Consider the following 23,196-nt stretch of genomic DNA (forward strand, 5'->3'; position numbering starts at 1 on the left):
CCACAGCTGAAGTCGTGTTATACACCGATTTCAATCCACACACCCGCGAAGGGTGTGACATCGGTGTTTCAGATGTGTATGACGGAGAGACGATAATTTCAATCCACACACCCGCGAAGGGTGTGACGTGTGAATATTCCGCTCATTGCCAGTGTGTCTTTTATTTCAATCCACACACCCGCGAAGGGTGTGACGAAAAACGCGCCATCAGATGTTGAGGCGACATCATTTCAATCCACACACCCGCGAAGGGTGTGACAGGCCCGTGTCTCACAATTGAGCCGCCATAATCAAATTTCAATCCACACACCCGCGAAGGGTGTGACTCGAGTGCCTGACGCGCTGTTATTTGGTTTGATAATTTCAATCCACACACCCGCGAAGGGTGTGACTCGATGTGCATGGATGGCCGGTAATTATCAAGCCATTTCAATCCACACACCCGCGAAGGGTGTGACGGTGGAACGTATGATGAATAGAGAGGACTGGCAGATTTCAATCCACACACCCGCGAAGGGTGTGACGCAGGTAAGGCTGACATCAAGGGGGGGGATGATGCAATTTCAATCCACACACCCGCGAAGGGTGTGACAGGGGCAGTTTGACCCGTTCACCCAAGAATCAGGATTTCAATCCACACACCCGCGAAGGGTGTGACATGTCCGTAGATATCGCATCATACGCCCCCCCTCGATTTCAATCCACACACCCGCGAAGGGTGTGACCCTCCGAATTTGAGGATATTTCCTGATTCACCCATTTCAATCCACACACCCGCGAAGGGTGTGACACGCGGCATCTACTCCAGCTGCATCCACAGACTATTTCAATCCACACACCCGCGAAGGGTGTGACACAAATATGATGGCATTGGGAAAAGCATTCCAAATTTCAATCCACACACCCGCGAAGGGTGTGACGTATAAGGACGCCCAAGACTGGATTGATTCTTCTATTTCAATCCACACACCCGCGAAGGGTGTGACGGTCTCCTCATGCATCAGGTACGCGGGTTTCCCATTTCAATCCACACACCCGCGAAGGGTGTGACTGTTCTGCTGGGTTCTGCTCACTCCATCCCGTGAATTTCAATCCACACACCCGCGAAGGGTGTGACCTCATCATTTCATTTGTGATATGCTTGCTATTGCGATTTCAATCCACACACCCGCGAAGGGTGTGACCAGGGATATTGTGTATTCTCCAGATGGGGGGGGAAATTTCAATCCACACACCCGCGAAGGGTGTGACCAGATAGACTCAGACTCAGTTGAGGAGGTGGATGTATTTCAATCCACACACCCGCGAAGGGTGTGACTATTTTTGGGACTGTATTAAGATGAGAACAGAGATTTCAATCCACACACCCGCGAAGGGTGTGACGAATTTCATGAGGACCCGGATCATTTATCTACCATTTCAATCCACACACCCGCGAAGGGTGTGACATTCTCGTACCGGTGTTTCCTGGTAATCGACAGATTTCAATCCACACACCCGCGAAGGGTGTGACCATCCACCTCCTCGATGTCATCATCCCCCCCGGCAAATAGATTTCAATCCACACACCCGCGAAGGGTGTGACAGATACACATTTTGCAGCAGATTGCTAGATACAATTTCAATCCACACACCCGCGAAGGGTGTGACAATATTATTCGCCGATTTAAATGAGTCCCAGTCTATTTCAATCCACACACCCGCGAAGGGTGTGACCTGAATGCTTACGGAGATTACTATACCGTCTGCATATTTCAATCCACACACCCGCGAAGGGTGTGACGTTGGAGTCGCATTATCAGTTGTATCACCTATTATTTCAATCCACACACCCGCGAAGGGTGTGACCGCAACCGGACCGCATTGGACCGCAAGCGCACAGATATTTCAATCCACACACCCGCGAAGGGTGTGACGTCTGGGACTGTGATCAAGGGATTCGGGCGAACAATTTCAATCCACACACCCGCGAAGGGTGTGACCATGATGTCATCAGCTGCAACAACAGCAACAGGCAATTTCAATCCACACACCCGCGAAGGGTGTGACGTCGAATTACTACGGCAGTGACTACCGTGATCAAATAATTTCAATCCACACACCCGCGAAGGTGTGACATCTCCATAATCTCCATAATCTCCATACCATTCAATTTCAATCCACACACCCGCGAAGGTGTGACACCTCTTTCTTCTCTTAAATATATTAATTTTATAATTTCAATCCACACACCCGCGAAGGGTGTGACGAAATTTCCGCATCAGAACACCCCCCCGGGAATTGGATTTCAATCCACACACCCGCGAAGGGTGTGACATAGCATGCTATCTTTCTATCATGGAAGTTGGTGAATTTCAATCCACACACCCGCGAAGGGTGTGACGGAGGTGTTGGGGGGATAGTATCCGGACAGTGCAAATTTCAATCCACACACCCGCGAAGGGTGTGACAGCGGCATGGAATGCAGCCATCGCCGGGATTGAATTTCAATCCACACACCCGCGAAGGGTGTGACTAAAGAGATAAATCTAATTTCTCATTTACAACAATTTCAATCCACACACCCGCGAAGGGTGTGACTGTATGTGAGCGGTTGCATGACATTTAGGGACTATTTCAATCCACACACCCGCGAAGGGTGTGACGGACATACACAACTTTCTCACCAACTTCCATGATAATTTCAATCCACACACCCGCGAAGGGTGTGACGGAATACTCCCAGGTGTGGCCGCACTTATGACAGCATTTCAATCCACACACCCGCGAAGGGTGTGACTGCAAATGTATTCTATACTTTTTTGATTATTAAATTACGCATTGAGTTCTATTTCTTCAGCTGACAATTGCCAATTGCGAAACATATCGATACGTTTGGAAAAAAAAGATGCAATCTGATTCACAATAAATACAAATTATATTTTAGTATGAATTCTGATCGGGGCCACGTCAGGATCCTATAGAAAGATCCCGTTCCGTATCATCCGGAAAAATCATCAAAAAGGTTATATGTAAAAAAATAATTTTCCCGCGAAGCTCCCCCCCGGGATTCTCTGGTCGCTTCCGGTTCGCAGCCATCATGCAATTAATAGTCCTTCCGGATCATACCCACCCTTGGTACCATAGTGTTCGACCCGGTTTTTCCAGTTCTTCCCCCCCAGATAATAAAACCGGAGACTATCCTTCTCCTCATCTATAATCCCGCACAAAGAGTGTTTAAGCTTTGCGAACTGGGCAGGGTCAAGCAGACATTCAAAAACCGAATTCTGCACCCGCTGACCATAATTGACACACTCTTTTGCCACCTGTCTGAGCCGCTTCTTTCCCCCCCCGTCGGATTCCGTGCTCACATCATACGTAACTAAAACCATCATATTAATCCCTCAATTCATGAAAAAGGCGGATACCCATCAATATCTCCCCCCGCAGATGGCGGGCCATAAGCATTGCCTGAACATACGGTATCAGTCCAACGGATATCTTCTCCCCCCCAAGATAAGGATGGGTAATCTCGTCCTGTTTTCTTTTCTGCCATGCACTGAGGATCTCTTTTCTTCCGTCCTCCGTCATGAGTACGCCCCCCCGTTCTCCTTTTTGACAAAATCCTTCGGCTTCACCCGGTTCAGGTTGATTAAATTCAGTGCCAGACGATCAGCCATAAACGGCCGGAGTTCCTCCATCATATCCAGCGCAAGACTGGCCCGGCCCGGTCTGTCCGTATGGAAAAATCCCACATACGGATCCAGCCCGACCGTTTCCAGCGCTGATTCAACATCATGCGCAAGAAGCGTGTACAGAAAGGAGAGCATCGCATTCATATTGTCACGGGGGGAGGTCTCCGGTTCCGTTCGTTGAGATAAAAATCCTCTTTTTGTTTAAGAATCAGTTCATCCAGAGCAGAAAAATAAAATCGTGCACAATTGCCCTCGATGCCCCCCCGGAGACTATCCGCTGTCGTACAATCCTCAATCTTCAGCATGTGTTCAATAAGCAGTCTGTCGGCCGTGGTCACTTTCCTGCCGTCTACTGTATCACCATGATCCCGGATACCTCTCCCCCCCAAAACCGTCCTGCAATTCACCGTCTTTCCGATGATAAATGACTTTGCAATCTCCAGTGAATCAGGGGGACTGTCTGCGATACGGTATTGTGTCCGTCTGAGAAGGACATTCCCCCCCGCACCCTCCCGCTGACGCGTGCCTGAAACTGGCCCTGCGGACTTAAAAAGGAGAGCGCAATGTTGTTGTCCGAACACAATCTCATTAACTGCGGACTTGCCCCCCCATATATCCAAAACAGACAATCCCTTCCAGATTATACACCGGGATGCGGAACCTCTCCGTGTTGTCGACTCTCACAACGACATTGTCCCCGTCCTTGACCAGATATGAATCAGGATTTGTCACGTATAACGTATTCAAAAGTTTTCTCATGCTCAAAGCCCCCTCGTTATTCCCCGTACATGCATCCCGGACATGGTTTTTGATATAGATATCAACCGACCGGTTCTTCTTCGTCAGTCTCGGCATACACACATCAAAAAGAGAACACAGACTGCACTTGCGGTTTTTTGGGCAGGAGGAGTTATTTCTTCGCGGAACAGGTCGTGCATCTCCTCTGCAAGAGCATACACCAGCCGTCTCAGTTCTTCGGTCATGTCGGTGTGTATCCGTCTGCGGATTTCGTAGTAATAAAAATCAGCCGTTGGAATTTCAACACCGAACATCTCTTCCAGACAGATGACCTGAGCACACAACTGCACCTCATCACGCTCATCAATCTTCGGTTTTCCCCCCCTCTTGTACTCGACAGGAAACATCGTCCATAACCCCCCCTCGCAATCAGGAATCGGCACCCCCCCCTCTTTGGAACGGACATATTCAATCACATCAGCGATACCATACAGACCCAGCGTGTACGAAACAAGGGGGCATGCCCGTGATATTCGCACATCGGCCCTGCTTTCGGTAAAAAACGGGTCATCTACCCGTTCGTGGAGGAAGTGGCCTTCTGTTGTCCTCAGGTTGTCTGCCCATTGCTGTTCGACGTGAATGAGTGCCCACTGCCGTTTGCAGAAACAAAAATGCTGTATGCCGGATAATGACAGCAGTTCATCATCCGCATATCGGGTATCTCTCATAATTTTTCAATCAGAGAGACACCATCCGGAATATCTTCTGATATCGTAACCGTGTAATCGGTAAATGCACGGGGGGGTGGCCGGTCACCGGAAATCCGTTCCACACTGACTTTGTCAAACAGAATATGGGACTGGCAGCAGCCGAGTTCAGTATCATGTTTGAATACGATCAGTTTTCGGGCAGACATCTTTCCCCCCCGTGCTGCGGAATGATCATGCTCAAACATATTTACCAGACTATCCCAGAACAACTCAAGATCGTCTTCACTAAACCCGGTGGTCTTCTTTGCCAGGTTTGCTGATATGTAACCCTCTGCACGATAGAGCCCATACGGCACAATCTGCTTCTTCCCCATCGTCTGGCCCTTCTCTGCATCGGCCGGTTTCGTCACGGCAAGTCGGGTGACCGTAACTTCCTGCTGGTAAATCCGGTCGATACTGCGGCTAAAATTGATCTGCACCGGGCCTCTTACCTGACCACAGTTCACCTCGGTTGTCATCACCGCACCAAAGGTGCGAATATCAAAGAAATTCTTGCACATGAACTTTGTCAGTTCATCGTCTTTCGGCTTCTTTTTGTCAGGTTTCATCCCCAGATGTTTGTAGGCTTTTTCGTGCTGCTCATTGAGGACTGCCCCGGATTTCACATAGATTTCATATCCCGACTCGCCCTCTTTTACCAGATCAACGTAATCCCGTATCTTTCGCTTCAGGCATACATCCGTTACGATACCGCATCCGGTCTGGGGGGGATCAATACGGGCCATATTCCCCATATCCGGGTCACCATTCGGGTTCCCATTCTCTACGTCAAACAACAATACAAACTCATACCGGTTCTTGATACATTCATTCATAATTTCTCCTCCTCAACTGACGATTCACTTTTTTTCTGGTAATTTGCTTTGCGCTGGTGGTAATAGCCAAGCATAAACATGCCCTGTTCATCCAGGTTCATATATTCCGGGAACTCATTGACCTCGGATAAGATCTCTTCGATTGACTGGTTCGTCTTAAATCCCCAGTCGGATTTACTGATATGGTGCTGCGCAAGTTTGAGCAGCACCGGAAACACCACCGCCGGTGTTGACGATGCACTGCTGAAATATTTGCTGTTAATCGTCGCTCCGATATCCTTGTTCGTATCATTCTGCACCTTTTCCAGCACCGCAAATAATCTCCCCAGGCGGTACGGTACGTTTACACTCTCTTCGTTTAATTTCACGGTAATCAGCTCCTCAGGTATGTTTGTCAGTCCGGCTCTGCTTTGTCTCAGAAGATATGCCTTGATAAAACCGGCACGAACGGTATTCATCGTCTTCTCCACCTTCACCCGGTTTAATATGGCAGAGTACATCTGGATGGGATAGGGCGTCTCATTCAGGATGGCCCTCATAATAAGCCCACCAAGAATGGGTGAGACATCGTTTTTGTCTGAACTTTTCGGGACGGTTTCACGCAGCAGCCAGTAGACGGAGATGAATTCCGGTCCGAAGGATTCCCCCCCCGAATACTCCGGCACGATATCCATGTCCAGATGATGCTGGGCGACCGTATCAACAAAATTCCCGAAAGTATCTTTATACCAATACCGTATCGCAATCCGGGCATTGTTCGGGGACAGTCCGAGAATGTAAAAATTCACATCGGGGTCGGTCCCGAGATCCTCTTTTCGTACGGTTTGGCCATTTCTTACTCTGGTGAGGACATCCTCAATAAGCTGGAGCGTTGCCGTATCCCGCACTCTTTCAGGTTCGTTCGCGTCCCCCCCGTCTGAATCCTTTTTCCGGGACGGGGGATTGATGAAGAACGGTGCCAGATTTTCACAGGTCTTGTCGTCCGTCTCGGCCCAGAACACCGTTGTCGTGTCCGCAATTCTTAGCCGGTTCGCCTTTTGAGTGAGCAGGTAGTTGAGAGCAGTGGTGTACTTGAACATCGAGATTTCGCTGACCGGTGCATTGTAACTCTGCTTCTTGTTGTACGAAACAAATGCATCATCGTTGAAACCTACAATCGAAGCACCCGCCTGTTGAGCCCCGAAAACCCCCCTTGATTTTCTGGTGAGTTCTTGCGATAGGTTCTGTTTCACCGGTCACCAGACACTGGCTGAAGACCGTATCATCACCACTTGCCTGTGAGGAATGATACTTTTCCCAGAGAGCTTTGACCCCGGAGTTCTCGTGCAAAAACGAATCATTGTCGTCAAAAACAATGTCGTCAAAAACAATATTCCCGCCTGCGAGGATCTCATCTTTATACTGGGCGATCTTTGGATTCTGAAGAAATTCTTCCGGATTCCATGCATCCAGAAACAAGAGCAATCGTTTCACACCGACATAATCCATGCTGCCGAGAATATCATGATGCAGTTTTCTGAACTCCTCAAAATACTCCTTTGTACGGGGATTTGTGAGAATGATCTCTTTGTCATTTTCCTCCAGCACCACATAATCACTATCTGGTTTGTGCAGATACTTTTTTCAAACTCCGGTCGTTTGAGCCTTTCGACACCGAAGACATACTTCACATTGTCGCAGAGAAAATAGGGGGGGTTGACGCCGTTTGCCCTGGATTTCTGTTGCGGTACTTCCATCATTTGTGGCCGGGGGGGTTTTTTGTCGTCCGTTCTCAGGTCAACAATATTGGATATCTCACCGGTCTCAGAGATAACCAGATTAAACGAGACATTTGCCCTGCTGTAACCGGGGGGGCGAGGTATGGGTATATTTTCATCATTGTCAAGAATATCATAATACTCGCACAGGGACTGAATGATCATGATACCTCTCCGAATGCGAGACATCGGTTGACGTCAACCGTCCCGTCAGTCATGTTCGCCCGGAAGAAAATAGCCTGCATCTCGTTTTCGAAGTCAATATCATACAACATGAACCCGAGATCCTTCTCGCCGCCATTCTCTCCGGTATAATACGACTCAGGCGTTTCCCCTTCAAGATATTCAAAACTGACCGGGAATTCACGGCACCCGAAATACGGCTGGTGGAAGCACTGGCCCCCCCGTCTCATCCTGCGAAGGGCAATGTTGTAATGCTTCTTTTCGGTATCATCGGGCCCCCCCGCATCAGCGGTCATTTCAAAATGAGCTTCAATACAATAACAGACATTACGGAGTACAAGAGATGCCCGCTGCACCCGATTTTCATTCGGAACCTGACATAATGTAGCCTCTTTCCCGTTCATTGCAGCCTTCACTGCACCCTTTGGGATTTTACCCGTCACTTCATTGCGCCGGATATTATCAAATTCAATCTTGTTTTGCACATGTATCTTGTCAATCTTCCAGCAGATGGCAGGCTTCCAATAAATTGCTTCAAGAATGCCTCGTGCTGCTGAGGGTGTCATGACATCGTAACTGACCCGCTCGACCTTCATCTCCGGTCGGGTAAAACAGGCATAATCGCCCCATACTTTTAGTTTAATTCCATATCCTATGACAATCACCTCTTCATGTGATCAATAACGGCAGATCTCCCGATGTCGGTTTCATAAGACCGGTTTTTTCAGAATACAGGGACATGTCCGTGAGAACATGAAACCGTTCACCAATGGTATCCAGAGCTCTGGATTTTTCCAGTTCCCTGAATACCTGTGGATAGACCGCAACGGTGTAGCCCTGCAACCCTCTGCCAAAATTTTCCGGAAACCGTTTTTCCTGATCTTTTCAATCCGGAATCGTGCATCATCATCCCACGGAATGACAACGTCTTTTGTTCCATTCTCAATGATGGCAAATGCATCATTCACATCCTCGAAAGGAAATGCGAGCTCATCCAGCCGTTCATCAAGGGATTGCAGGATTCCTTTTTTATCCAGCCTGTCATTCCCCCCCTGATAATAATAGAGCTTGTGAAAATACCTCCCAACAGCATCCAGCGACAGGGGGGGATCTTCATACTCGTTGAAGATCATCTCACCAATCTCTGCCACCCGCTTCTGCCAGCTGGTCGCCTTCCCATACACTTCCGCAGACCTGAACACATAGACCTCTCCGCGTTCAGATTTCCCCTCACGATTACACCGACCGGCAGCCTGGGCAACAGAATCAATACCGGTCATCGCACGGTAGACAACAGGGAAGTCAATGTCAACACCTGCTTCAATCAACTGGGTGGAGATCACACGGCAGGGCAAACCATCTTTGAGCCGATTTCGGATCTCTTTGAGTATTGTTCTCCTGTGCACCGGGCACATCGCCGCACTTAAGTGGAAACAACCATCCGATCCTTCCGAAGCAGATATCGTATCGAAAAGGGAACTGGCATGTTTGCGGGTATTTACGATACATAATACCTGTTTTAAATCTCTCAACCTGTCTGAGAGTTCTTCATCATCCAGTTCTCCGGCATTGTTCACATGAACCCGGCGTAGAGTTTCATACAACTCTTCTGGAGAGTCTACGATTTCAAGAGGTTTAGTTCGTTCATCCAGAAATGAACCGATCTTTGGCTGGGTCGCGGTGCATATGACAACCGTTGAACCATAGTTCAGGACAAGTTCTGACAATGCTGCCAGACAGGGTTTCAGGTAGCCTATGGGCAGCATCTGGGCTTCATCAAGAATGATTACGCTCTTTGAAAGGTTGTGAATCTTCCGGCATTTTGATCGTCTGTTTGAGAAGAGGGATTCAAAAAACTGGACGTTTGTGGTAACCACTAAAGGGATGTCCCAGTTTTCTGTCGAGAGCGTCAGACTTTCACGTACCGGATCAGTAGCTTCCGTCTCCCGTTGTTTCGGGTCATAGTTGCTGTGATGTTCCAGGACATTGTGGTTGCCGAAGATTTTCCGAAATACATCGGCATTCTGTTCAATGATGCTGGTATAGGGGGGGATGACGTAAAATATTCGTTTGAGATCATTCTTTTTCAGATGGTCAAGAGAGAATGCCATTGATGAGAGCGTCTTCCCTCCGCCGGTAGGAACGGTCAGGGTAAACATCTGTGGAGGGAGCCGGGCTTTCTCCTTACACTGGCGCAACACATCATTCCGGCACCGGTTGATCCGGCTCTCACCAATCTTTGCAAATGCTTTTGTGTGGTCTTCGAATCGGTTAAAAAGTTCATCAAATGTGTCGTACATTCCCCCCCTCCGGGCAGCCTGATCCGGGCGGTAAATTGTTCGGTGTCTAATGAGTCTGCATCAACAAGGCAGGAATACAGCATCCGTATGTAAAATGAACAGGTAAATCCCTGATTTTTTCTCCGAATGTCAGATTGAAGTGTCCGGGATCGAGTTCGGGCGTGGTTATTTTGTTCTTATATGCACGGTAATCATACAGGTCAGCAGAATGAATCCGTCTCTCTAACCCTTTCACCTTAGTTCCATAATTGGGGGGGATGCCGCCGTGGTGCCCTGCAATAATATATTCAAGAAATCGGTTCATTAAAGGAGGATAGAGAGACCCTGCTTCTCTGGCTCCGGCTGTGGAGTGGTCTACCCGTATATTCCTTCCCTCAAGCTTCTGCTGAAATTCCGGGGGGGAGTATTTCCCGATGTCGTGCAGCAAACCCCCCCCTGCATATGCAAATTCACCCGCGTTGAAATCTTTTGCAAATGCTGAACTGATCTCTGCGACGTTTTTCAGGTGTTCCTCAAGGGTCTGCCAGTCGGATTTGTCCTCTTTTTCTGTTGTATGAGCATAGTACATGTGAATTTCTTCTGAAGATGCTGATGGGGGGTACATTCACGGATCAGATTCTAATAATAACGAAGGTGAAATTTCCAATTAGACCGTTTAATTTATATCAAAATTATTCTTGGCAGTATTAATAGTTAATTGTCATTTTTAAATCTGCAATACGATTTTCAGACGTAAATTGATATTTTTTATTGTGATGGGATTCGTCCACTGGTATAATCGCTATTTCCACATAATTCACCGAAAATTCCCACAAGGAGACGAACAATCATCCAAACCCTCCCCCCCCGCAAAACCCGCCGCCCCCCCAATAAACGACCCCCCCATCCCGTCAGCACCACTGAGTAGAATCTCCGGCATCGGAAGATACCATCACCATACTCCCGTGCCGGTGCAGCAACACGGTCAGATAAATCCACAATAATCGGATAATTACTCTCTGATATTCATAGAGAGGGTTTTACAGCAGACGGGAATCATGAACGCATGTGTGTGCTTTCAAAATAAAACGAAAATGGCGGAGATGCTATTTTTTAGGAATTATGGAAAGACAGAATAGATTTCTTCCCGGCTTTTGACCCTGCAAAAGACAACACTTCCATCGGAACGCAGAGCACAACCTATCCGGTACCGGCCGACACGGATACGATAACGGCTGCTGGTTCCTTTTATTTTGCGTATGTCATTATGACTGATGAGTGATTCACTTTCAGGTATCTCATGAAAGACGAGGTCTTCTATTGTTTCCCGGTATTTAACCGGAAGATGGGACAGATCCTTTAAAAATGTCTTTTTGTAAAAACATGTGACCATGCTCAGGCCTTCTTTTCAGGGTTGCATTTTCTTCAGGGTTGCATAGTACTCATGAGCTTCTGAAAGGGACAGGGGGGGTTCGTCGTCATCGGCTTCGTCCATGAACCTGTCAAGACCATAGTCTTCGATAACAGCTTCTATTTTATGAAAGGTCTTGATATCGAGGATAACACTTACCGGTTCGTTGTCGTCCGAGACAATATATTGAGGTTTTATATCGAGCATGTTCTTCATCCTCCTTTTTTCCGTATCTATGAGTAAGGCACCGGGGATTAAAAAGTTCTCTCTGGTAGTAATCCGTGATGGTAAATCATTCATGGTTCTTTTGGAAACGGAGTCTGAAGAATGCGGGGGGGAATCTCTCCATCACCCAAACCCTCTCCCGCAAAAACCGCCGCCCCCCCGTAAGGGAGCCATTCCGTCAGCACTGCCGAGCACAATCTCCGGCATCGGCAGATATGAATCGATATACCTGAGCGCCGGTGCAAAAATAATATCCGGATTCTCTGTTGCCACCGGGCCGCCGACAACAATTCTTTCCGGTGCGTATGCGGCAATGATGGTCGAGAGCCCGCGTCCATTGATCACAGCCAGATCCCGGAAGAATGCGGTGATGTCCGGGTCACTGTCACGGGCTGCCGAACGGGCCGCCGCACTGAGCGTTTCAGCGGTGATGGTCTCCCCGGTGAGAAGTTCAGAACCATGCCGCTCATACCAGGCCCGGAAGAACTGCGGCATCCCGCTCCCCGAAGCATACGCCTCCCAGTGGCCCCCGTCCCCCCGCAGCCGCAGGGCAGGTCGTAGGCCGTGTCCACACAGATATGGCCAATCTCTCCGGCATTCCCGTCCGCTCCTTCTATCAGGTGGCCGCCGGAGATAACCCCCACAGCCGATGCCGCTGGATATCGTCAGGTAGACCAGATTCCGGCATCCATCTTCCTCCCGCCCGGAGATATATTCATAGTATGCCCCCGGCGGAGGCATCGTTCAGGATAGAGACTGGACAAGGGAAGGCCATTTCAAGGGGGGGTGCCCGGAGCGGAATATCCGCATACGGCATATTCGGGCTTGATTTAATGCTGTGCTTCCCAACAGAAAGCGGGCCTGCTGTGCTGATGCCGATGGCATCCGGTTGGCATCCCGCTTCATCGCAGACATCCTGTATCATACGAATTACCTGTTCTGTCACTACCATGCCGTCCGCCCCGTCCCGGCAGAGGGCTTCCTTCCGGTAGATCATACATTGTATTTCCCTTCCAGACCCGCCTTCAAAATCCCCGGTAAAGACCGCACTCCTCACATGGGTCGCACCGATATCCGCTGCTGCAATCCATACTCTCGTTTCGTCGTTCATCATCTCATTCCGGGAGGGGGGGTGCACCAGATATTTCAAGCAAACAGGTCCTGCACGTCTCTTTTTTATTGCTTTGTGTTCATCACTATATGAGTATTCATGCGCAGCGATGAAGTGAAACAAGGGTATGTCCGTGCGCCGAACCGCTCTCTTCTGCGGGCACTCGGCATCACCGACGACGAGATGAACAAACCGTTCATCGGTATCGCCAACTCCTGGAATACCATCGTACCGGGCCATCTCAATCTCCGGCAGGTGGCAGAACGGGTGAGAGAGGGAGTTGCCGCAGGCGGTGGTGTGCCCTTCGAGTTCAACACCATCGGCATCTGTGACGGCATTGCCATGGGCCACGAGGGCATGCGCTACTCCCTGCCCTCACGGGAGACCATCGCAGACTCCCTCGAACTCATGATACAGGCCCACCGCTTCGATGGCCTCGTCTGCATCTGCACCTGCGACAAGATTGTCCCCGGCATGCTGATGGCCGCCGCCAGGTGCAATATTCCCGCCATCGTCGTCACCGGCGGGCCGATGCTCTCCGGCAAATGCGGCGGAAAGGAACTCTCTCTTATCGATGTCTTTGAAGGTGTCGGCAAAGTGGCCGCAGGCACCATGGACGAGGCAGACCTCGTCGCCCTTGAGAAGTGTGCGATGCCCGGCTGCGGCAGCTGCCAGGGCCTCTACACCGCAAACACAATGGCCTGCATGACCGAGGCCCTCGGCATGTCCCTTCCCCCCCGCTGCGCCGCAACGCCCGCGGTGCATGCGGAAAAACTTGCCATTGCCCGGATGAGCGGCGAACGGGTGGTCGGCCTCGTACGCGAAGGCGTCACCCCCCCCGTGACATCATCACAAAGGAGAGCATGCGCAATGCCATACGCGTGGACATGGCGCTCGGCGGCTCCACGAATACCGTCCTGCATTTGATGGCGGTGGCAGAGGAAGCGAACGTGCCCCCCCTCAGCCTGGACGACTTCAATGAAATAAGTGACACCGTCCCGCACATCTGCTACATGCAGCCCTCCGGCCCCCCCCACTCGATGGAGACCCTCTACTATGCGGGCGGCATCCCTGCCGTGCTGCACGCACTCGCCCCCCCCTGCTGGAAGACGCCCCCCCAACCGTCACCGGTACCCGCGTCACCGACCTCGCAGCCAACGCACCTGCGGGTGACAGCACCATCATCCGCCCGCTCTCTGATCCCGTGCATGCCTGCGGCGGCCTGAAGATTGTCAAAGGCAGTCTTGCACCCGACGGTGCGGTCATAAAAGCAGCCGGAGTCAGCGATGAGATGTGGCAGCACACCGGCCCCCCCGCCCGGGTCTTTGACTCAGAAGATTTAGCAATGCAGGCCATTCTCGCGGGCAGTATCGTGGAGGACGACGTGGTCGTCATCCGCTACGAAGGCCCGGCGGGTGCGCCCGGCATGCCGGAGATGCTCTCCCCCCCGACCTCGGCCATCATGGGTCGTGGGCTCACCCGCGTAGTGTTAATAACAGACGGACGTTTCTCCGGCGGCACACGGGGGGGGCCCTGCTTCGGCCACGTCGCCCCGGAGGCAGCGGCGGGCGGGCCGATCGCACTTGTGGAGGAAGGCGATACCATCACGATCAACCTCTCCCAAAACCAAATCGACCTGAACGTCCCCCTCCGAAATCCTCGAAGAACGCAGAACATCTCTGAAGCACCCGGTCAAACCGTTATCCGGTGTCCTCAGCCGGTACGCGGCCATGGTCTGTCAGGCAGACCGCGGTGCGGTCCTGAAAAAATAAGAATTAATTTCCTCTCTTTTCCTTACCGTTCTTTGCGCCCGGTTCGGGTGATCTTTTTGGCAAACCGGATGGGTCCCGGCTGATTGGTGTGGGCCCCCCCCAGATCTTCTTCATGGTAAAGGGTATGGGGATCGTGGTCCGGCGGGAGATTGGGGTGTTTCCAGGGATGATGAGCCGGGTGGGGGGGTGCAGGTGGTCATACGGGTGGTGGCGGTATAATTCGCGTTTCCGTTTCTGGTCCTGACTGATGGCATGGACCGTCCTCTTCGCCCGCGGAGTTACATCCGGGCTCCGGTATTCCTTCTCGGATGACATGGACTATACTCCTGCTCCCCGGTAATAAAGAATTCGGCGGGAGCTGATCCTACAAAAAAAGATGTGCCGTTCCCTCAGCGGGTGAGGCGTTCCAGCTGCTCCAGAATAAGCGGTAGCGAAATCCGGCCGACCGGGGGGGTAACAGTGCCGTTGATGAGAACGATCGGAAGGGGGGGAGGCTGGTGTTCTTCGACAATCTTCATCACATATTCCGGGACGCCGTCGTCAAGGAGTGTCAGTTTCAGAGTGATGCCGGGGGGGTCGCGTGCCTGAAGCTCTGTCTTCAGGGCCTCACATGCCTTCACCAGATTTCCGAGGGGGGGCGCAGGTGGAAAGCTCGCAGGTGCGGGTATCGTCACAGGGAAACGGCCCGCATGCGCCGTCGGAAAACCCGATGACCTCAATTTCAGTGATATCTGCCATTGTTATAACGGTATATCTTTTGGCCTTATTAGCTTCTGCGGAAAGAAATCCTGCCCGGATTGCCGACCCTTTTGGCATTCGGGAAATCCGGTTCTGCACCGAAAATCCTGTGGGACCTCCATAGACCTGTACAAGTTTTTAATAAGGAATCTCCCTCAATACATATGGTTATTCAATGAAGGCGGTTCTGGGTCTTGAAAACGGGAAATATTATGTCGGAGAGGGCTTCGGTGTCGAAGGCACCTCTACCGGTGAACTAGTATTTACCACTCAGATGGGCGGTTATATGGAGGCACTGTCCGACCCGAGTTATAAGGGTCAGATTCTGATGTTCACCTATCCGCTCATAGGAAATTACGGGGTGCACCCCCCCGATAATTTCCAGAGCAGTAATGTTCATGCCCTCGGGTGTGTGGTGCGGGAGCTGTGTAAGGCCCCCCCTGCCGCCACGCCATCCCTGGGAGATTATTTTGCAGATCACGGTCTGCTGGGAATTTCCGGTATTGATACGCGGAAATTGACCATTGAAACACGGGTGAACGGCACTCTCGGTGCGGCACTGATTGTCGGGGATGACAATGGTGAGTATGCAGTCGAATGTGCACGAAACCAGCGTTCGATTACCGACGTTGATCTGATCCCGCAGGTATCCTGCAAAGAGGCATACCACATCGAAGGGAAAGGAAAGCGTATCGCCGTCCTGGACCTCGGGGTGAAGAGAAATATGCTCGCGAGCCTGAAGAGGCGCGGTGCTGACCTGTATGTCTTCCCCCCCACGACACCCGTCCTGATATCATCGAGGCGGTAAAACCCCCCCAGGCCCTCTTTATCACCAACGGTCCCGGCGATCCGATGCGTGCAACGGACGCCATCAAAACAACACAGTATTTTATCGGAAAAATTCCGATCTTTGGTATCTGTATGGGCAACCAGGTGACCGCTCTTGCACTTGGAGGTAAAACCTACAAGATGAAGTTCGGACACCGCGGGTCCAACCAGCCGGTCCGGTATTATGACGGCAGAATCTTCATCACCACCCAGAACCACGGGTTTGCGGTGGACGGGGGGGAAACTCTTCCGGAAGGTTGTGAAAAGCTCTTTACCAATGTCAATGACGGAACCTGGAAGGGTTCTATTCTGAAGACCTGAATATATTCACGGTTCAGTTCCACCCCCCCGAGGCCCATGCCGGGCCCTATGATACCGAGGAACTGATATTTGATATGATGTACCGGAGGATACCCTGATGCCGCTAAAACCTGAAATTAAAAAAGTGCTGCTCATTGGTTCCGGCCCGATTCAGATCGGCAGGCCGCAGAGTTTGACTTCTCCGGGTCACAGGCATGTCGTGCCCTCCGGGAGGAAGGGGTGGAGGTTGTACTGGTCAACTCCAACCCGGCAACGATCCAGACCGACCCGGAGACGGCGGATGTCATCTACGTGGAGCCCATCCGGGCCGATATCATCGCGGAGATCATCAAAAAGGAGAAGCCGGACGGCATTCTCTCCGGTATGGGCGGTCAGACGGGTCTCAATATGACCGCAGAACTGGCCGAGATGGGCGCCCTGGAAGGAGTCGAGATCCTCGGCACCCCCCCTGGAGGCCATCTACCGCGGTGAAGACCGGGAAAAGTTCCGTGACCTGATGGAAGAGATCGGGGGGGAACCGGTGCCCCGGAGTATGATCCTCACCGATATGGCACAGCTGGACGAGGCGCTCGAAACCGTCGGTCTTCCCGCGATCATCCGCCCCGCCTACACCCTCGGGGGGGTGCCGGTGGCGGTGTGGCCTACACCGCAGAAGAACTGAAGCGGATCGTGGAACTCGGTCTGCAGCGCTCCCGTATCCACCAGGTGCTCATTGAAGAGAGCGTCATCGGCTGGAAGGAAATTGAGTTTGAGGTGATGCGTGACGCTGCGGATACCTGCATCATCATCTGCGGAATGGAGAACGTCGATGCGATGGGTATCCACACCGGCGAGAGTGTGGTCGTTGCACCGATCCTGACCCTCAGGGACGACGAGTTCCAGAAACTGCGGGCGGCATCCCTGAAGATCATCCGGGCACTGGATGTCCAGGGTGGCTGTAATGTCCAGCTCGCATACCAGGACGGCGATTACCGCATTATTGAGGTAAACCCACGGGTCTCCCGTTCTTCAGCGCTGGCATCCAAGGCCACCGGATATCCGATTGCCCGTGTGGCATCAAAAATTGCCATCGGCCTGAACCTGGACGAGATCACCAACACCGTGACCGGCTGCACCCCGGCATCGTTTGAACCGGCCATCGACTACGTGGTCGTGAAGGTGCCGCGCTGGCCGTTCGATAAATTCCCGAACGCCGACCGCACCCTCACCACCGCGATGAAGTCCACCGGTGAAGTGATGGCCATCGGCCGTACGCTGGAAGAGGCCTTTAAGAAGGCGATGCGGTCCCTTGACACCGACGTGTATTCCCATACCTCGGAGTCAGAGATTCGCATGCTCCTCGCCAATCCGACGGACGAACGCTTCGGGTGCATCTTTGATGCGTTCCGGGCGGGCTTTTCTGTTGAGGAAGTGGCGGAACTGACCTATATCGCCCCGTTCTTTTTGGAGAAGATGCGCAATATCGTCTTGATGGAAGAGACACTTTCCGCAGGCAACCCGTCGCCGGAGACGATCCGGGACGCACGCCGGGCGGGGGTTCTCTTCAGAAGAGATTGCCAGCCTCTCCGGCATATCCGAACAGACCGTGGGAGAGCAGGGCGGCCAGCCTTCCTATAAGATGGTCGATACCTGCGCTGCCGAGTTCCCGGCAACAACCCCCCCCTACTTCTACTCCACCTGGAGGATGAGAGTGAGATTGTCCCCCCCGACGAGAAGGAAAAGGTGCTCATCCTCGGCTCCGGCCCATCCGTATCGGACAGGGTATCGAGTTTGACTACTGTACCGTGCATGCGGTGAAGGCACTCCGGGAGGAAGGGGGGGTTGAGGTGCATATCGTCAACAACAACCCGGAGACCGTCTCGACCGACTATGACACCTCGGACCGGCTCTTCTTTGAGCCGATGACGCTTGAGGATGTGACCAACATCCTGAAGTCGGACAATTACGCCGGTGTCATGGTGCAGTTCGGCGGCCAGAACTCGGTCAACCTCGCCCTGCCGCTGGAGCGGGCGGTAAAGTCCGGCAACCTGAACACCAAAATCTTCGGCACCTCTCCGGATGCAATGGACATGGCCGAGGACCGGGACCGGTTCAGCCAGCTTTTGGAAGAACTCGAGATTCCCTCGCCTGCCAACGGGTCGGCCTACTCGGAAGAGGAGGCATTCGCCATCGCAGAGAAGATCGGGTTCCCGCTGCTGGTGCGGCCGTCCTATGTGCTCGGCGGACGGGCAATGGAGCTCGTGCATGACGAAGTGGAATTGCAGACCTATATCCGCGAGGCGGTACGGGTCAGCCGTCAGCACCCGGTCCTTCTCGATTCATTCCTGCAGAACGCCATCGAGATTGATGTGGATGCTGTCTGTGACGGCACTGATGTCCTGATTGGCGGCATCATGGAACACATCGAGGAAGCGGGTGTCCACTCCGGTGACTCCGCCTGTGTGATCCCGTCCCAGTCCCTGACGGCCGATGTGATCGAGACGGTGCGGGAGTATACCAAGAGCCTTGCTCTGGGCATCGGCGTGGTCGGGCTGATCAACATCCAGTTTGCGGTCAAAGACGAAGTGGTGTATATCCTTGAGGCCAACCCACGGGCGAGCCGGACGGTGCCCTTCGTCTCGAAGGCGACCGGCATGCCGCTTGCAAAGATTGCCGCAACGGTGATGTTCGGCAGGAAACTCGCCGACCTTGGATATACCGAGCCGGAGATGTCGCACGTTGCGGTAAAAGAAGTGCTTCTGCCCTTCAACAAACTCCCCGGCGTCGACACCGTGCTTGGCCCGGAGATGAAGTCCACCGGCGAAGTGATGGGCATTGACTACGACTTTGGCCGTGCCTACTACAAGGCCTGTCTCTCCGCGGACAACGAACTGCCGCTGGAAGGCAATGTCTTCATATCGGTCGGGACGGAGGACAAGGAAGGTATCCTTCCCGCAGCACAGAACCTGCACGAACTGGGCCTGAAGATCTTCGGGACAACCGGGACGGTGGCATTCCTTGAATCCCACGGCATCCCTGCGAGCCTGGTGAGAAAGGTGCAGGAAGGCTCCCCCCCCAATATCATCGACGTGATGCGGAGGGGGGGAGACCTGCGGCTGATCATCAACGCACCTTCCGGGAAATATTCCCGGCAGGACCATGTCCGTATCATGCGGGCGGCGCTGGATTACAATATCCCGTATATCACCACCATTCAGGCGGCCAACGCGGCGGCACAGGCAATCCGCAGTCTGAAGAAGGACTCGATCACGATTGAGCCGTTGTCGCACTATCATGCTGATCCAAAAAACCAATTATCTCCTTTTTTTGCCACCACCCCCCCGTTTACCGCTGCATCCGGGTATATGCTGCTCGCCGAGGAATCGGGACATCTGAGGATTGCCTAGCGTTCATTCGATGTCACACCCTTAAATAGTCGTATCGCGAAGCCACAGGTATATGATACTTCAGCGTATCAGAGGTGAACGATATGAAACGGTTTGATGTGTGGATGCCTTCGGTGAGGCATGCACTGGTATATACGATGCTGCTCATTGCCATCGGATGCGTGGCAATGACTGGGAGTGCAGCGGCGGCATCGCCTACGGCAACAGAGATGTGGACCTATTCCCAGCCGACGAACATGTATGACTGTGACATCTCCTGATGTCGGGTATGTGGCAGGCGGGACATACAATAGAAAAGTGTTCCTGCTCACGATTGAAGGAGAACATCTCTGGACGGTTGACACCGGCTCTCCGGTCTGGGGGGGCGTGGCCGTCTCCCGTGGTGCCGAATATGTGGTGGCAGGCACCGATATCGGAGACCTTCTGGTCTATAACAATGAAGGAACTCTGCTCTGGTCCAAACGGTTCAGGGGCAAAGTAAACGATGTGGATATCTCTGCCGACGGGTCGGTGATCGCTGTTGCCTGTGGCGATGCGAAGGTCTACCGCTATACGAACCTGGGATCCGAGGTCTGGGCCCACAATATGAACTCAGCGGTGCTCTCGGTCTCCGTGACCGAGGATGGCCGTCTCATCGGGGCCGGAACAAAGGAATTTCTGATAACAGTGCTGGACCCTGAGGGTCAGAAGGTCTGGAGCTACAAAATCAACGGACAGGTGTTTGGCCTGGACCTCTCCCCCCCGGACGGGACCTACCTCATTGCAGGGGGAAATGATGCCTATACCTATGTCTTTGATGACGAAGGCAAGATCGTAGCCCAGCTGCAGCCTGCATCCAGGGTCAATGATGTCTCCGCCGCATTGCAGGGAGTATACTTTGCGCTGGGACGCGGGGACGGAATCACGACCATCTATGGCACGGACGGGATAATGGTCACCGAGGTCTCTGCGTCCGCCAGTATAAACAGCGTCTCTCTCTCACCCTTAGGCGGCGCCCTTGCGGTCGCCTCGTCTGACGGCAAGCTCTATCTCTACTCTCTCCCGACACCGGCAGTGCCGGTCACTCCGGTGAAGACTCCTGCTCCCACCCCCCCGATCGTCGACCCCCCCGGTGCAGATGGTATTCTTTCCTTCTCCTCGGCGCCATCGGGTGCCACCGTCTACGTCAATAACGCGGTAGTGGGTATTACCCCGGTGACCCTGCCCCCCCTGAAGGCGGGGCAGTATCCGGTGCTGATACGCCTTGACGGTTACAATGACTGGACGACAACGATAAACCTGCTTCCGGGAGATACGGTGAATGTGGTCGCACAGATGACTGCCGCAACGCCTGTTTCCACCCCCCCTGTCCCCCCCGCGGGATTCCTGCCGGTGCTGGCGGGTCTCATCCTTGGTGCGGTGCTTGTCCTGCGCCGGTCGGATGACTGATCTACACGGAATGATTCTGAAATAAGGGGGAGTTCTGCCCCCCCTCAACCCGTTTTTTGCAGACCATCCTGTCCTGCCACCGGGACGGGGGGAAAAAAATGTTTTTCTGAGCCAGACGATCAGATATTTTTCAGCAGTGTGCCAAGATACGGAATGAAATCATTCTTGCGTGACATCACGCCTTTCATCGTGACCGGGCTGTCCGCCAGCTCCAGACTTTCAAGAAGGGCCGCAGGTGCCGATGCAAAGACCAGACTTCCGTCTTCAAAGACACTGGTAAACAGTGCCAGAAAGATATCATGGTTCTGGGCTGAACGAATGGCATCCGCTTCGTTCATGATCTCTTCGGCGTGCGTTTGTGCAAATTCATAGGTGGGTACCATCACCTGGGATATTGCGATGGATTTGCCGAAGAGTTCATACGCCTTCATATCGGCTGTCAGCAGGTCCCGCACGGGGGGCATCGCCAAAGTCCATCGCTTTGCGTATCAGCTCGGTGCCATACTCCTCCGGGTCGGTGGCGGTCAGCTCTGCAAGGTAGCGGACTGCCGCGAGGTCCTGATCGGTCGTTGTCGAGAGGCGCAGGACAAGGGTGTCCGAGAGAATACCCGAGAGAAGAATGCCTGCGGTCTCGAAGTCAGGATCCGTGCCCGAATCCATGTATTTTCCGGCAATGATCGTGCAGGTTGAGCCGACCGGGTCATTGAAGAACCGTATCGGCCGGAGGGTGGTGATCGCGCCAATCCGGTGGTGGTCGATGATCTCAAGAATCTCTGCCGTCTCGATACCGTCCACGGCCTGAGCATATTCGTTATGATCCAGCAGGATCACCTGTTTGGCCACATCCTGCAGGAAGGTGTTTCGGGAGAGCATGCCGAGATACTGGTTGTCCTCACCCACGATACAGGCGGTACGATAGCGGGACTCGGAGACTAGGTGTTTGGCGTAATCGATGGTGGTGTCCTTTGTGATCACCGGGCAGTCGGTGGCCATCACATTGCGTGCGGGCAGGGAGAGATTGATCATCTTTCCGACACCGAAGGCATCCAGGCTCGTTGAGAGGACGGCAACGCCCCGCTCTCTGGCGTCCCGGATGGCCCGTTCTCCCACCGGTGCGTTATCCGCCACGATGAGGGCGGCAATGCCCGCCCCGATCAGGGCAAGCTGCACGGGTTCGTTGTCCCCCCACAATCGCGATGTCGTTTTTCGTAAGTCGGGAGAGGGTGACGTGCAGGGCGTCGATTGCCGTGTATACCTTGCCCTCGATGAGATCGTCGGAGGGGGGGACGACGATGGTGCCTTTTAATATTTTGCTGAGATTTTCCAGAGTGATCGGGGGGGCAAACGAGAGCTGTTCAATCTTCTGGCGGGTGACATAGGTGCGTGCCAGACCATACTCACTGAGAATGCCTAAAAATCGTCCCTTCTCATCGGTGAGCGGATAATTACGCACGTCATGAGTGGTCATCAGATCTGCGATATCGATCGTCGGCAGGTCGGCAGGAGCGCTCATCGTGTAGGTGAACGGCATATCCGCCACACTCGGGACGAGACTCTCGATATACTCGGGAGTCTTGCAGTTGAATTTCTTCAGTGCAAAGGCCGTCTCCGGGTTGACCGGCCCGCAGCGTGCCGCGATATATTTTCCGGGTTCTTTTCTGTTCAGGTATGCCGCATACGCAAGAGCGCTGCAGATACTGTCCGTGTCTGGTTTTTTGTGTCCGATGATGTAAACCTGGTTCATGCCCGTCTCCCTGATG

Annotated in this window: 21 protein-coding genes, 5 pseudogenes and 1 CRISPR repeat array (1 of these 27 cut by a window edge); of the genes and pseudogenes, 5 read left to right on the forward strand and 21 right to left on the reverse strand. The window is 52.8% G+C overall.

Translation table 11 applies throughout. The annotated features are described in order from the left end of the window. A CRISPR array of direct repeats spans positions 1-2,779; the repeat unit is 32 nt; unit sequence ATTTCAATCCACACACCCGCGAAGGGTGTGAC (it extends 3,031 nt beyond the left edge of the window). Between the two features lie 298 nt (positions 2,780-3,077). The 17 genes and pseudogenes from cas2 to JCM10550_RS08445 form a co-directional block, all read right to left on the reverse strand. Continuing rightward, positions 3,078-3,374 carry a CRISPR-associated endonuclease Cas2 gene (gene cas2 / locus JCM10550_RS08395; protein ID WP_062398444.1) on the reverse strand — a complete coding sequence of 99 codons (297 nt, stop codon included), beginning with the start codon at positions 3,372-3,374 and terminating at the stop codon, positions 3,078-3,080. A gap of 1 nt (position 3,375) precedes the next feature. Beyond that, positions 3,376-3,570 (reverse strand): hypothetical protein, encoded by a 195-nt coding sequence (locus JCM10550_RS22580; RefSeq protein ID WP_245618905.1) that lies wholly within the window; start codon positions 3,568-3,570, stop codon positions 3,376-3,378. Beyond that, the gene (cas1, locus tag JCM10550_RS22585) at positions 3,567-3,809 is read right to left on the reverse strand and encodes a CRISPR-associated endonuclease Cas1 (protein ID WP_245618908.1); all 243 of its coding nucleotides are present in this window, start codon (positions 3,807-3,809) and stop codon (positions 3,567-3,569) included. Before cas1 ends, JCM10550_RS22580 begins: the two co-directional genes overlap by 4 nt. Positions 3,810-3,814: 5 nt before the next feature. Next, positions 3,815-4,171 (reverse strand): annotated as a pseudogene (locus JCM10550_RS22590) (CRISPR-associated endonuclease Cas1); the annotation flags it as partial. A 91-nt stretch (positions 4,172-4,262) separates the two neighbouring features. Then, positions 4,263-4,433 (reverse strand): CRISPR-associated endonuclease Cas1, encoded by a 171-nt coding sequence (locus tag JCM10550_RS24775; protein ID WP_281175337.1) that lies wholly within the window; start codon positions 4,431-4,433, stop codon positions 4,263-4,265. A gap of 83 nt (positions 4,434-4,516) precedes the next feature. Further along, positions 4,517-5,140 carry a CRISPR-associated protein Cas4 gene (cas4, locus tag JCM10550_RS08405; protein WP_245618913.1) on the reverse strand — a complete coding sequence of 208 codons (624 nt, stop codon included), beginning with the start codon at positions 5,138-5,140 and terminating at the stop codon, positions 4,517-4,519. Then, positions 5,137-5,997, reverse strand: a complete 861-nt coding sequence (gene cas7c / locus JCM10550_RS08410; RefSeq protein WP_062398446.1) for a type I-C CRISPR-associated protein Cas7/Csd2 — start codon at positions 5,995-5,997, stop codon at positions 5,137-5,139. Before cas7c ends, cas4 begins: the two co-directional genes overlap by 4 nt. Next, positions 5,994-7,229, reverse strand: a complete 1,236-nt coding sequence (gene cas8c / locus JCM10550_RS20565; RefSeq protein ID WP_218185161.1) for a type I-C CRISPR-associated protein Cas8c/Csd1 — start codon at positions 7,227-7,229, stop codon at positions 5,994-5,996. Before cas8c ends, cas7c begins: the two co-directional genes overlap by 4 nt. Further along, on the reverse strand, positions 7,135-7,584 hold the full coding sequence (locus tag JCM10550_RS20570; RefSeq protein ID WP_218185162.1) for a type I-C CRISPR-associated protein Cas8c/Csd1: 450 nt from the start codon (positions 7,582-7,584) through the stop codon (positions 7,135-7,137). The genes cas8c and JCM10550_RS20570 overlap by 95 nt, the downstream gene beginning before the upstream one ends. Beyond that, complete coding sequence (locus JCM10550_RS20575; RefSeq protein WP_218185163.1) at positions 7,467-7,919, reverse strand: type I-C CRISPR-associated protein Cas8c/Csd1; 453 nt, start codon at positions 7,917-7,919, stop codon at positions 7,467-7,469. Before JCM10550_RS20575 ends, JCM10550_RS20570 begins: the two co-directional genes overlap by 118 nt. Then, positions 7,916-8,602, reverse strand: a complete 687-nt coding sequence (gene cas5c / locus JCM10550_RS08420) for a type I-C CRISPR-associated protein Cas5c (RefSeq protein WP_245618914.1) — start codon at positions 8,600-8,602, stop codon at positions 7,916-7,918. Before cas5c ends, JCM10550_RS20575 begins: the two co-directional genes overlap by 4 nt. Positions 8,603-8,644: 42 nt before the next feature. Next, positions 8,645-10,237, reverse strand: a complete 1,593-nt coding sequence (gene cas3, locus JCM10550_RS08425) for a CRISPR-associated helicase Cas3' (protein ID WP_245618916.1) — start codon at positions 10,235-10,237, stop codon at positions 8,645-8,647. A 46-nt stretch (positions 10,238-10,283) separates the two neighbouring features. Next, positions 10,284-10,805 (reverse strand): CRISPR-associated endonuclease Cas3'', encoded by a 522-nt coding sequence (locus tag JCM10550_RS22600; RefSeq protein ID WP_245618918.1) that lies wholly within the window; start codon positions 10,803-10,805, stop codon positions 10,284-10,286. Positions 10,806-11,336: 531 nt separating this feature from the next. Beyond that, positions 11,337-11,609 (reverse strand): type II toxin-antitoxin system RelE/ParE family toxin, encoded by a 273-nt coding sequence (locus tag JCM10550_RS08430; RefSeq protein WP_062398449.1) that lies wholly within the window; start codon positions 11,607-11,609, stop codon positions 11,337-11,339. Positions 11,610-11,624: 15 nt separating this feature from the next. Beyond that, entirely contained in the window at positions 11,625-11,834 is a 210-nt protein-coding gene (locus JCM10550_RS08435; protein ID WP_062398516.1) for a hypothetical protein, read from the reverse strand. A 141-nt stretch (positions 11,835-11,975) separates the two neighbouring features. After that, a complete protein-coding gene (locus JCM10550_RS20580) occupies positions 11,976-12,593 on the reverse strand; it encodes an ROK family protein (RefSeq protein ID WP_062398451.1) in 618 nt (205 codons plus the stop codon). After that, the gene (locus tag JCM10550_RS08445) at positions 12,568-13,002 is read right to left on the reverse strand and encodes an ROK family protein (protein ID WP_062398452.1); all 435 of its coding nucleotides are present in this window, start codon (positions 13,000-13,002) and stop codon (positions 12,568-12,570) included. Before JCM10550_RS08445 ends, JCM10550_RS20580 begins: the two co-directional genes overlap by 26 nt. A gap of 60 nt (positions 13,003-13,062) precedes the next feature. Between JCM10550_RS08445 and ilvD the strand changes: the two are divergent. Next, positions 13,063-14,735: pseudogene (gene ilvD / locus JCM10550_RS08450) on the forward strand (dihydroxy-acid dehydratase). 3 nt (positions 14,736-14,738) lie between these two features. On the opposite strand, the gene JCM10550_RS08455 reads toward ilvD, so the two are convergent. The 3 genes from JCM10550_RS08455 to JCM10550_RS22605 all read right to left on the reverse strand — a co-directional run bounded on the left by JCM10550_RS08455 (position 14,739) and on the right by JCM10550_RS22605 (position 15,551). After that, positions 14,739-15,050 carry a hypothetical protein gene (locus tag JCM10550_RS08455; RefSeq protein ID WP_062398454.1) on the reverse strand — a complete coding sequence of 104 codons (312 nt, stop codon included), beginning with the start codon at positions 15,048-15,050 and terminating at the stop codon, positions 14,739-14,741. A gap of 74 nt (positions 15,051-15,124) precedes the next feature. Further along, on the reverse strand, positions 15,125-15,355 hold the full coding sequence (locus JCM10550_RS08460; RefSeq protein WP_245618920.1) for a hypothetical protein: 231 nt from the start codon (positions 15,353-15,355) through the stop codon (positions 15,125-15,127). Then, positions 15,342-15,551, reverse strand: a complete 210-nt coding sequence (locus tag JCM10550_RS22605) for a hypothetical protein (RefSeq protein WP_245618922.1) — start codon at positions 15,549-15,551, stop codon at positions 15,342-15,344. The genes JCM10550_RS08460 and JCM10550_RS22605 overlap by 14 nt, the downstream gene beginning before the upstream one ends. 97 nt (positions 15,552-15,648) lie before the next feature. Between JCM10550_RS22605 and carA the strand changes: the two are divergent. The 4 genes and pseudogenes from carA to JCM10550_RS08480 all read left to right on the forward strand — a co-directional run bounded on the left by carA (position 15,649) and on the right by JCM10550_RS08480 (position 21,436). Beyond that, positions 15,649-16,720 (forward strand): annotated as a pseudogene (carA, locus tag JCM10550_RS08465) (glutamine-hydrolyzing carbamoyl-phosphate synthase small subunit). Continuing rightward, positions 16,720-19,897 (forward strand): annotated as a pseudogene (gene carB / locus JCM10550_RS08470) (carbamoyl-phosphate synthase large subunit); the annotation flags it as partial. The pseudogenes carA and carB, both read left to right, overlap by 1 nt. A 194-nt stretch (positions 19,898-20,091) precedes the next feature. Then, positions 20,092-20,268 (forward strand): hypothetical protein, encoded by a 177-nt coding sequence (locus tag JCM10550_RS08475; protein ID WP_157200100.1) that lies wholly within the window; start codon positions 20,092-20,094, stop codon positions 20,266-20,268. Continuing rightward, the gene (locus tag JCM10550_RS08480; protein ID WP_062398458.1) at positions 20,249-21,436 is read left to right on the forward strand and encodes a PEGA domain-containing protein; all 1,188 of its coding nucleotides are present in this window, start codon (positions 20,249-20,251) and stop codon (positions 21,434-21,436) included. Before JCM10550_RS08475 ends, JCM10550_RS08480 begins: the two co-directional genes overlap by 20 nt. Before the next feature lie 119 nt (positions 21,437-21,555). Here the strand turns inward: JCM10550_RS08480 and JCM10550_RS08485 are convergent. After that, positions 21,556-23,180: pseudogene (locus JCM10550_RS08485) on the reverse strand (putative manganese-dependent inorganic diphosphatase). Positions 23,181-23,196: the final 16 nt, after the last annotated feature.

This window comes from Methanogenium cariaci JCM 10550 (genome assembly GCF_001315945.1).
Lineage (GTDB): Archaea > Halobacteriota > Methanomicrobia > Methanomicrobiales > Methanomicrobiaceae > Methanogenium > Methanogenium cariaci.

What these genes read in the sequence shown, in the direction of transcription:
- cas2 (WP_062398444.1), bottom strand. Translation starts at nt 3,374, where the DNA reads ATGATGGTTTTAGTTACGTATGATGTGAGCACGGAATCCGACGGGGGG.
- JCM10550_RS22580 (WP_245618905.1), bottom strand. Translation starts at nt 3,570, where the DNA reads ATGACGGAGGACGGAAGAAAAGAGATCCTCAGTGCATGGCAGAAAAGA.
- cas1 (WP_245618908.1), bottom strand. Translation starts at nt 3,809, where the DNA reads ATGCTCTCCTTTCTGTACACGCTTCTTGCGCATGATGTTGAATCAGCG.
- JCM10550_RS24775 (WP_281175337.1), bottom strand. Translation starts at nt 4,433, where the DNA reads ATGAGAAAACTTTTGAATACGTTATACGTGACAAATCCTGATTCATAT.
- cas4 (WP_245618913.1), bottom strand. Translation starts at nt 5,140, where the DNA reads ATGAGAGATACCCGATATGCGGATGATGAACTGCTGTCATTATCCGGC.
- cas7c (WP_062398446.1), bottom strand. Translation starts at nt 5,997, where the DNA reads ATGAATGAATGTATCAAGAACCGGTATGAGTTTGTATTGTTGTTTGAC.
- JCM10550_RS20575 (WP_218185163.1), bottom strand. Translation starts at nt 7,919, where the DNA reads ATGATCATTCAGTCCCTGTGCGAGTATTATGATATTCTTGACAATGAT.
- cas3 (WP_245618916.1), bottom strand. Translation starts at nt 10,237, where the DNA reads ATGTACGACACATTTGATGAACTTTTTAACCGATTCGAAGACCACACA.
- JCM10550_RS22600 (WP_245618918.1), bottom strand. Translation starts at nt 10,805, where the DNA reads ATGTACTATGCTCATACAACAGAAAAAGAGGACAAATCCGACTGGCAG.
- JCM10550_RS08430 (WP_062398449.1), bottom strand. Translation starts at nt 11,609, where the DNA reads ATGGTCACATGTTTTTACAAAAAGACATTTTTAAAGGATCTGTCCCAT.
- JCM10550_RS08435 (WP_062398516.1), bottom strand. Translation starts at nt 11,834, where the DNA reads ATGCTCGATATAAAACCTCAATATATTGTCTCGGACGACAACGAACCG.
- JCM10550_RS20580 (WP_062398451.1), bottom strand. Translation starts at nt 12,593, where the DNA reads ATGCCTCCGCCGGGGGCATACTATGAATATATCTCCGGGCGGGAGGAA.
- JCM10550_RS08455 (WP_062398454.1), bottom strand. Translation starts at nt 15,050, where the DNA reads ATGTCATCCGAGAAGGAATACCGGAGCCCGGATGTAACTCCGCGGGCG.
- JCM10550_RS22605 (WP_245618922.1), bottom strand. Translation starts at nt 15,551, where the DNA reads ATGCCAAAAGGGTCGGCAATCCGGGCAGGATTTCTTTCCGCAGAAGCT.
- JCM10550_RS08475 (WP_157200100.1), top strand. Translation starts at nt 20,092, where the DNA reads ATGAAACGGTTTGATGTGTGGATGCCTTCGGTGAGGCATGCACTGGTA.
- JCM10550_RS08480 (WP_062398458.1), top strand. Translation starts at nt 20,249, where the DNA reads ATGACTGTGACATCTCCTGATGTCGGGTATGTGGCAGGCGGGACATAC.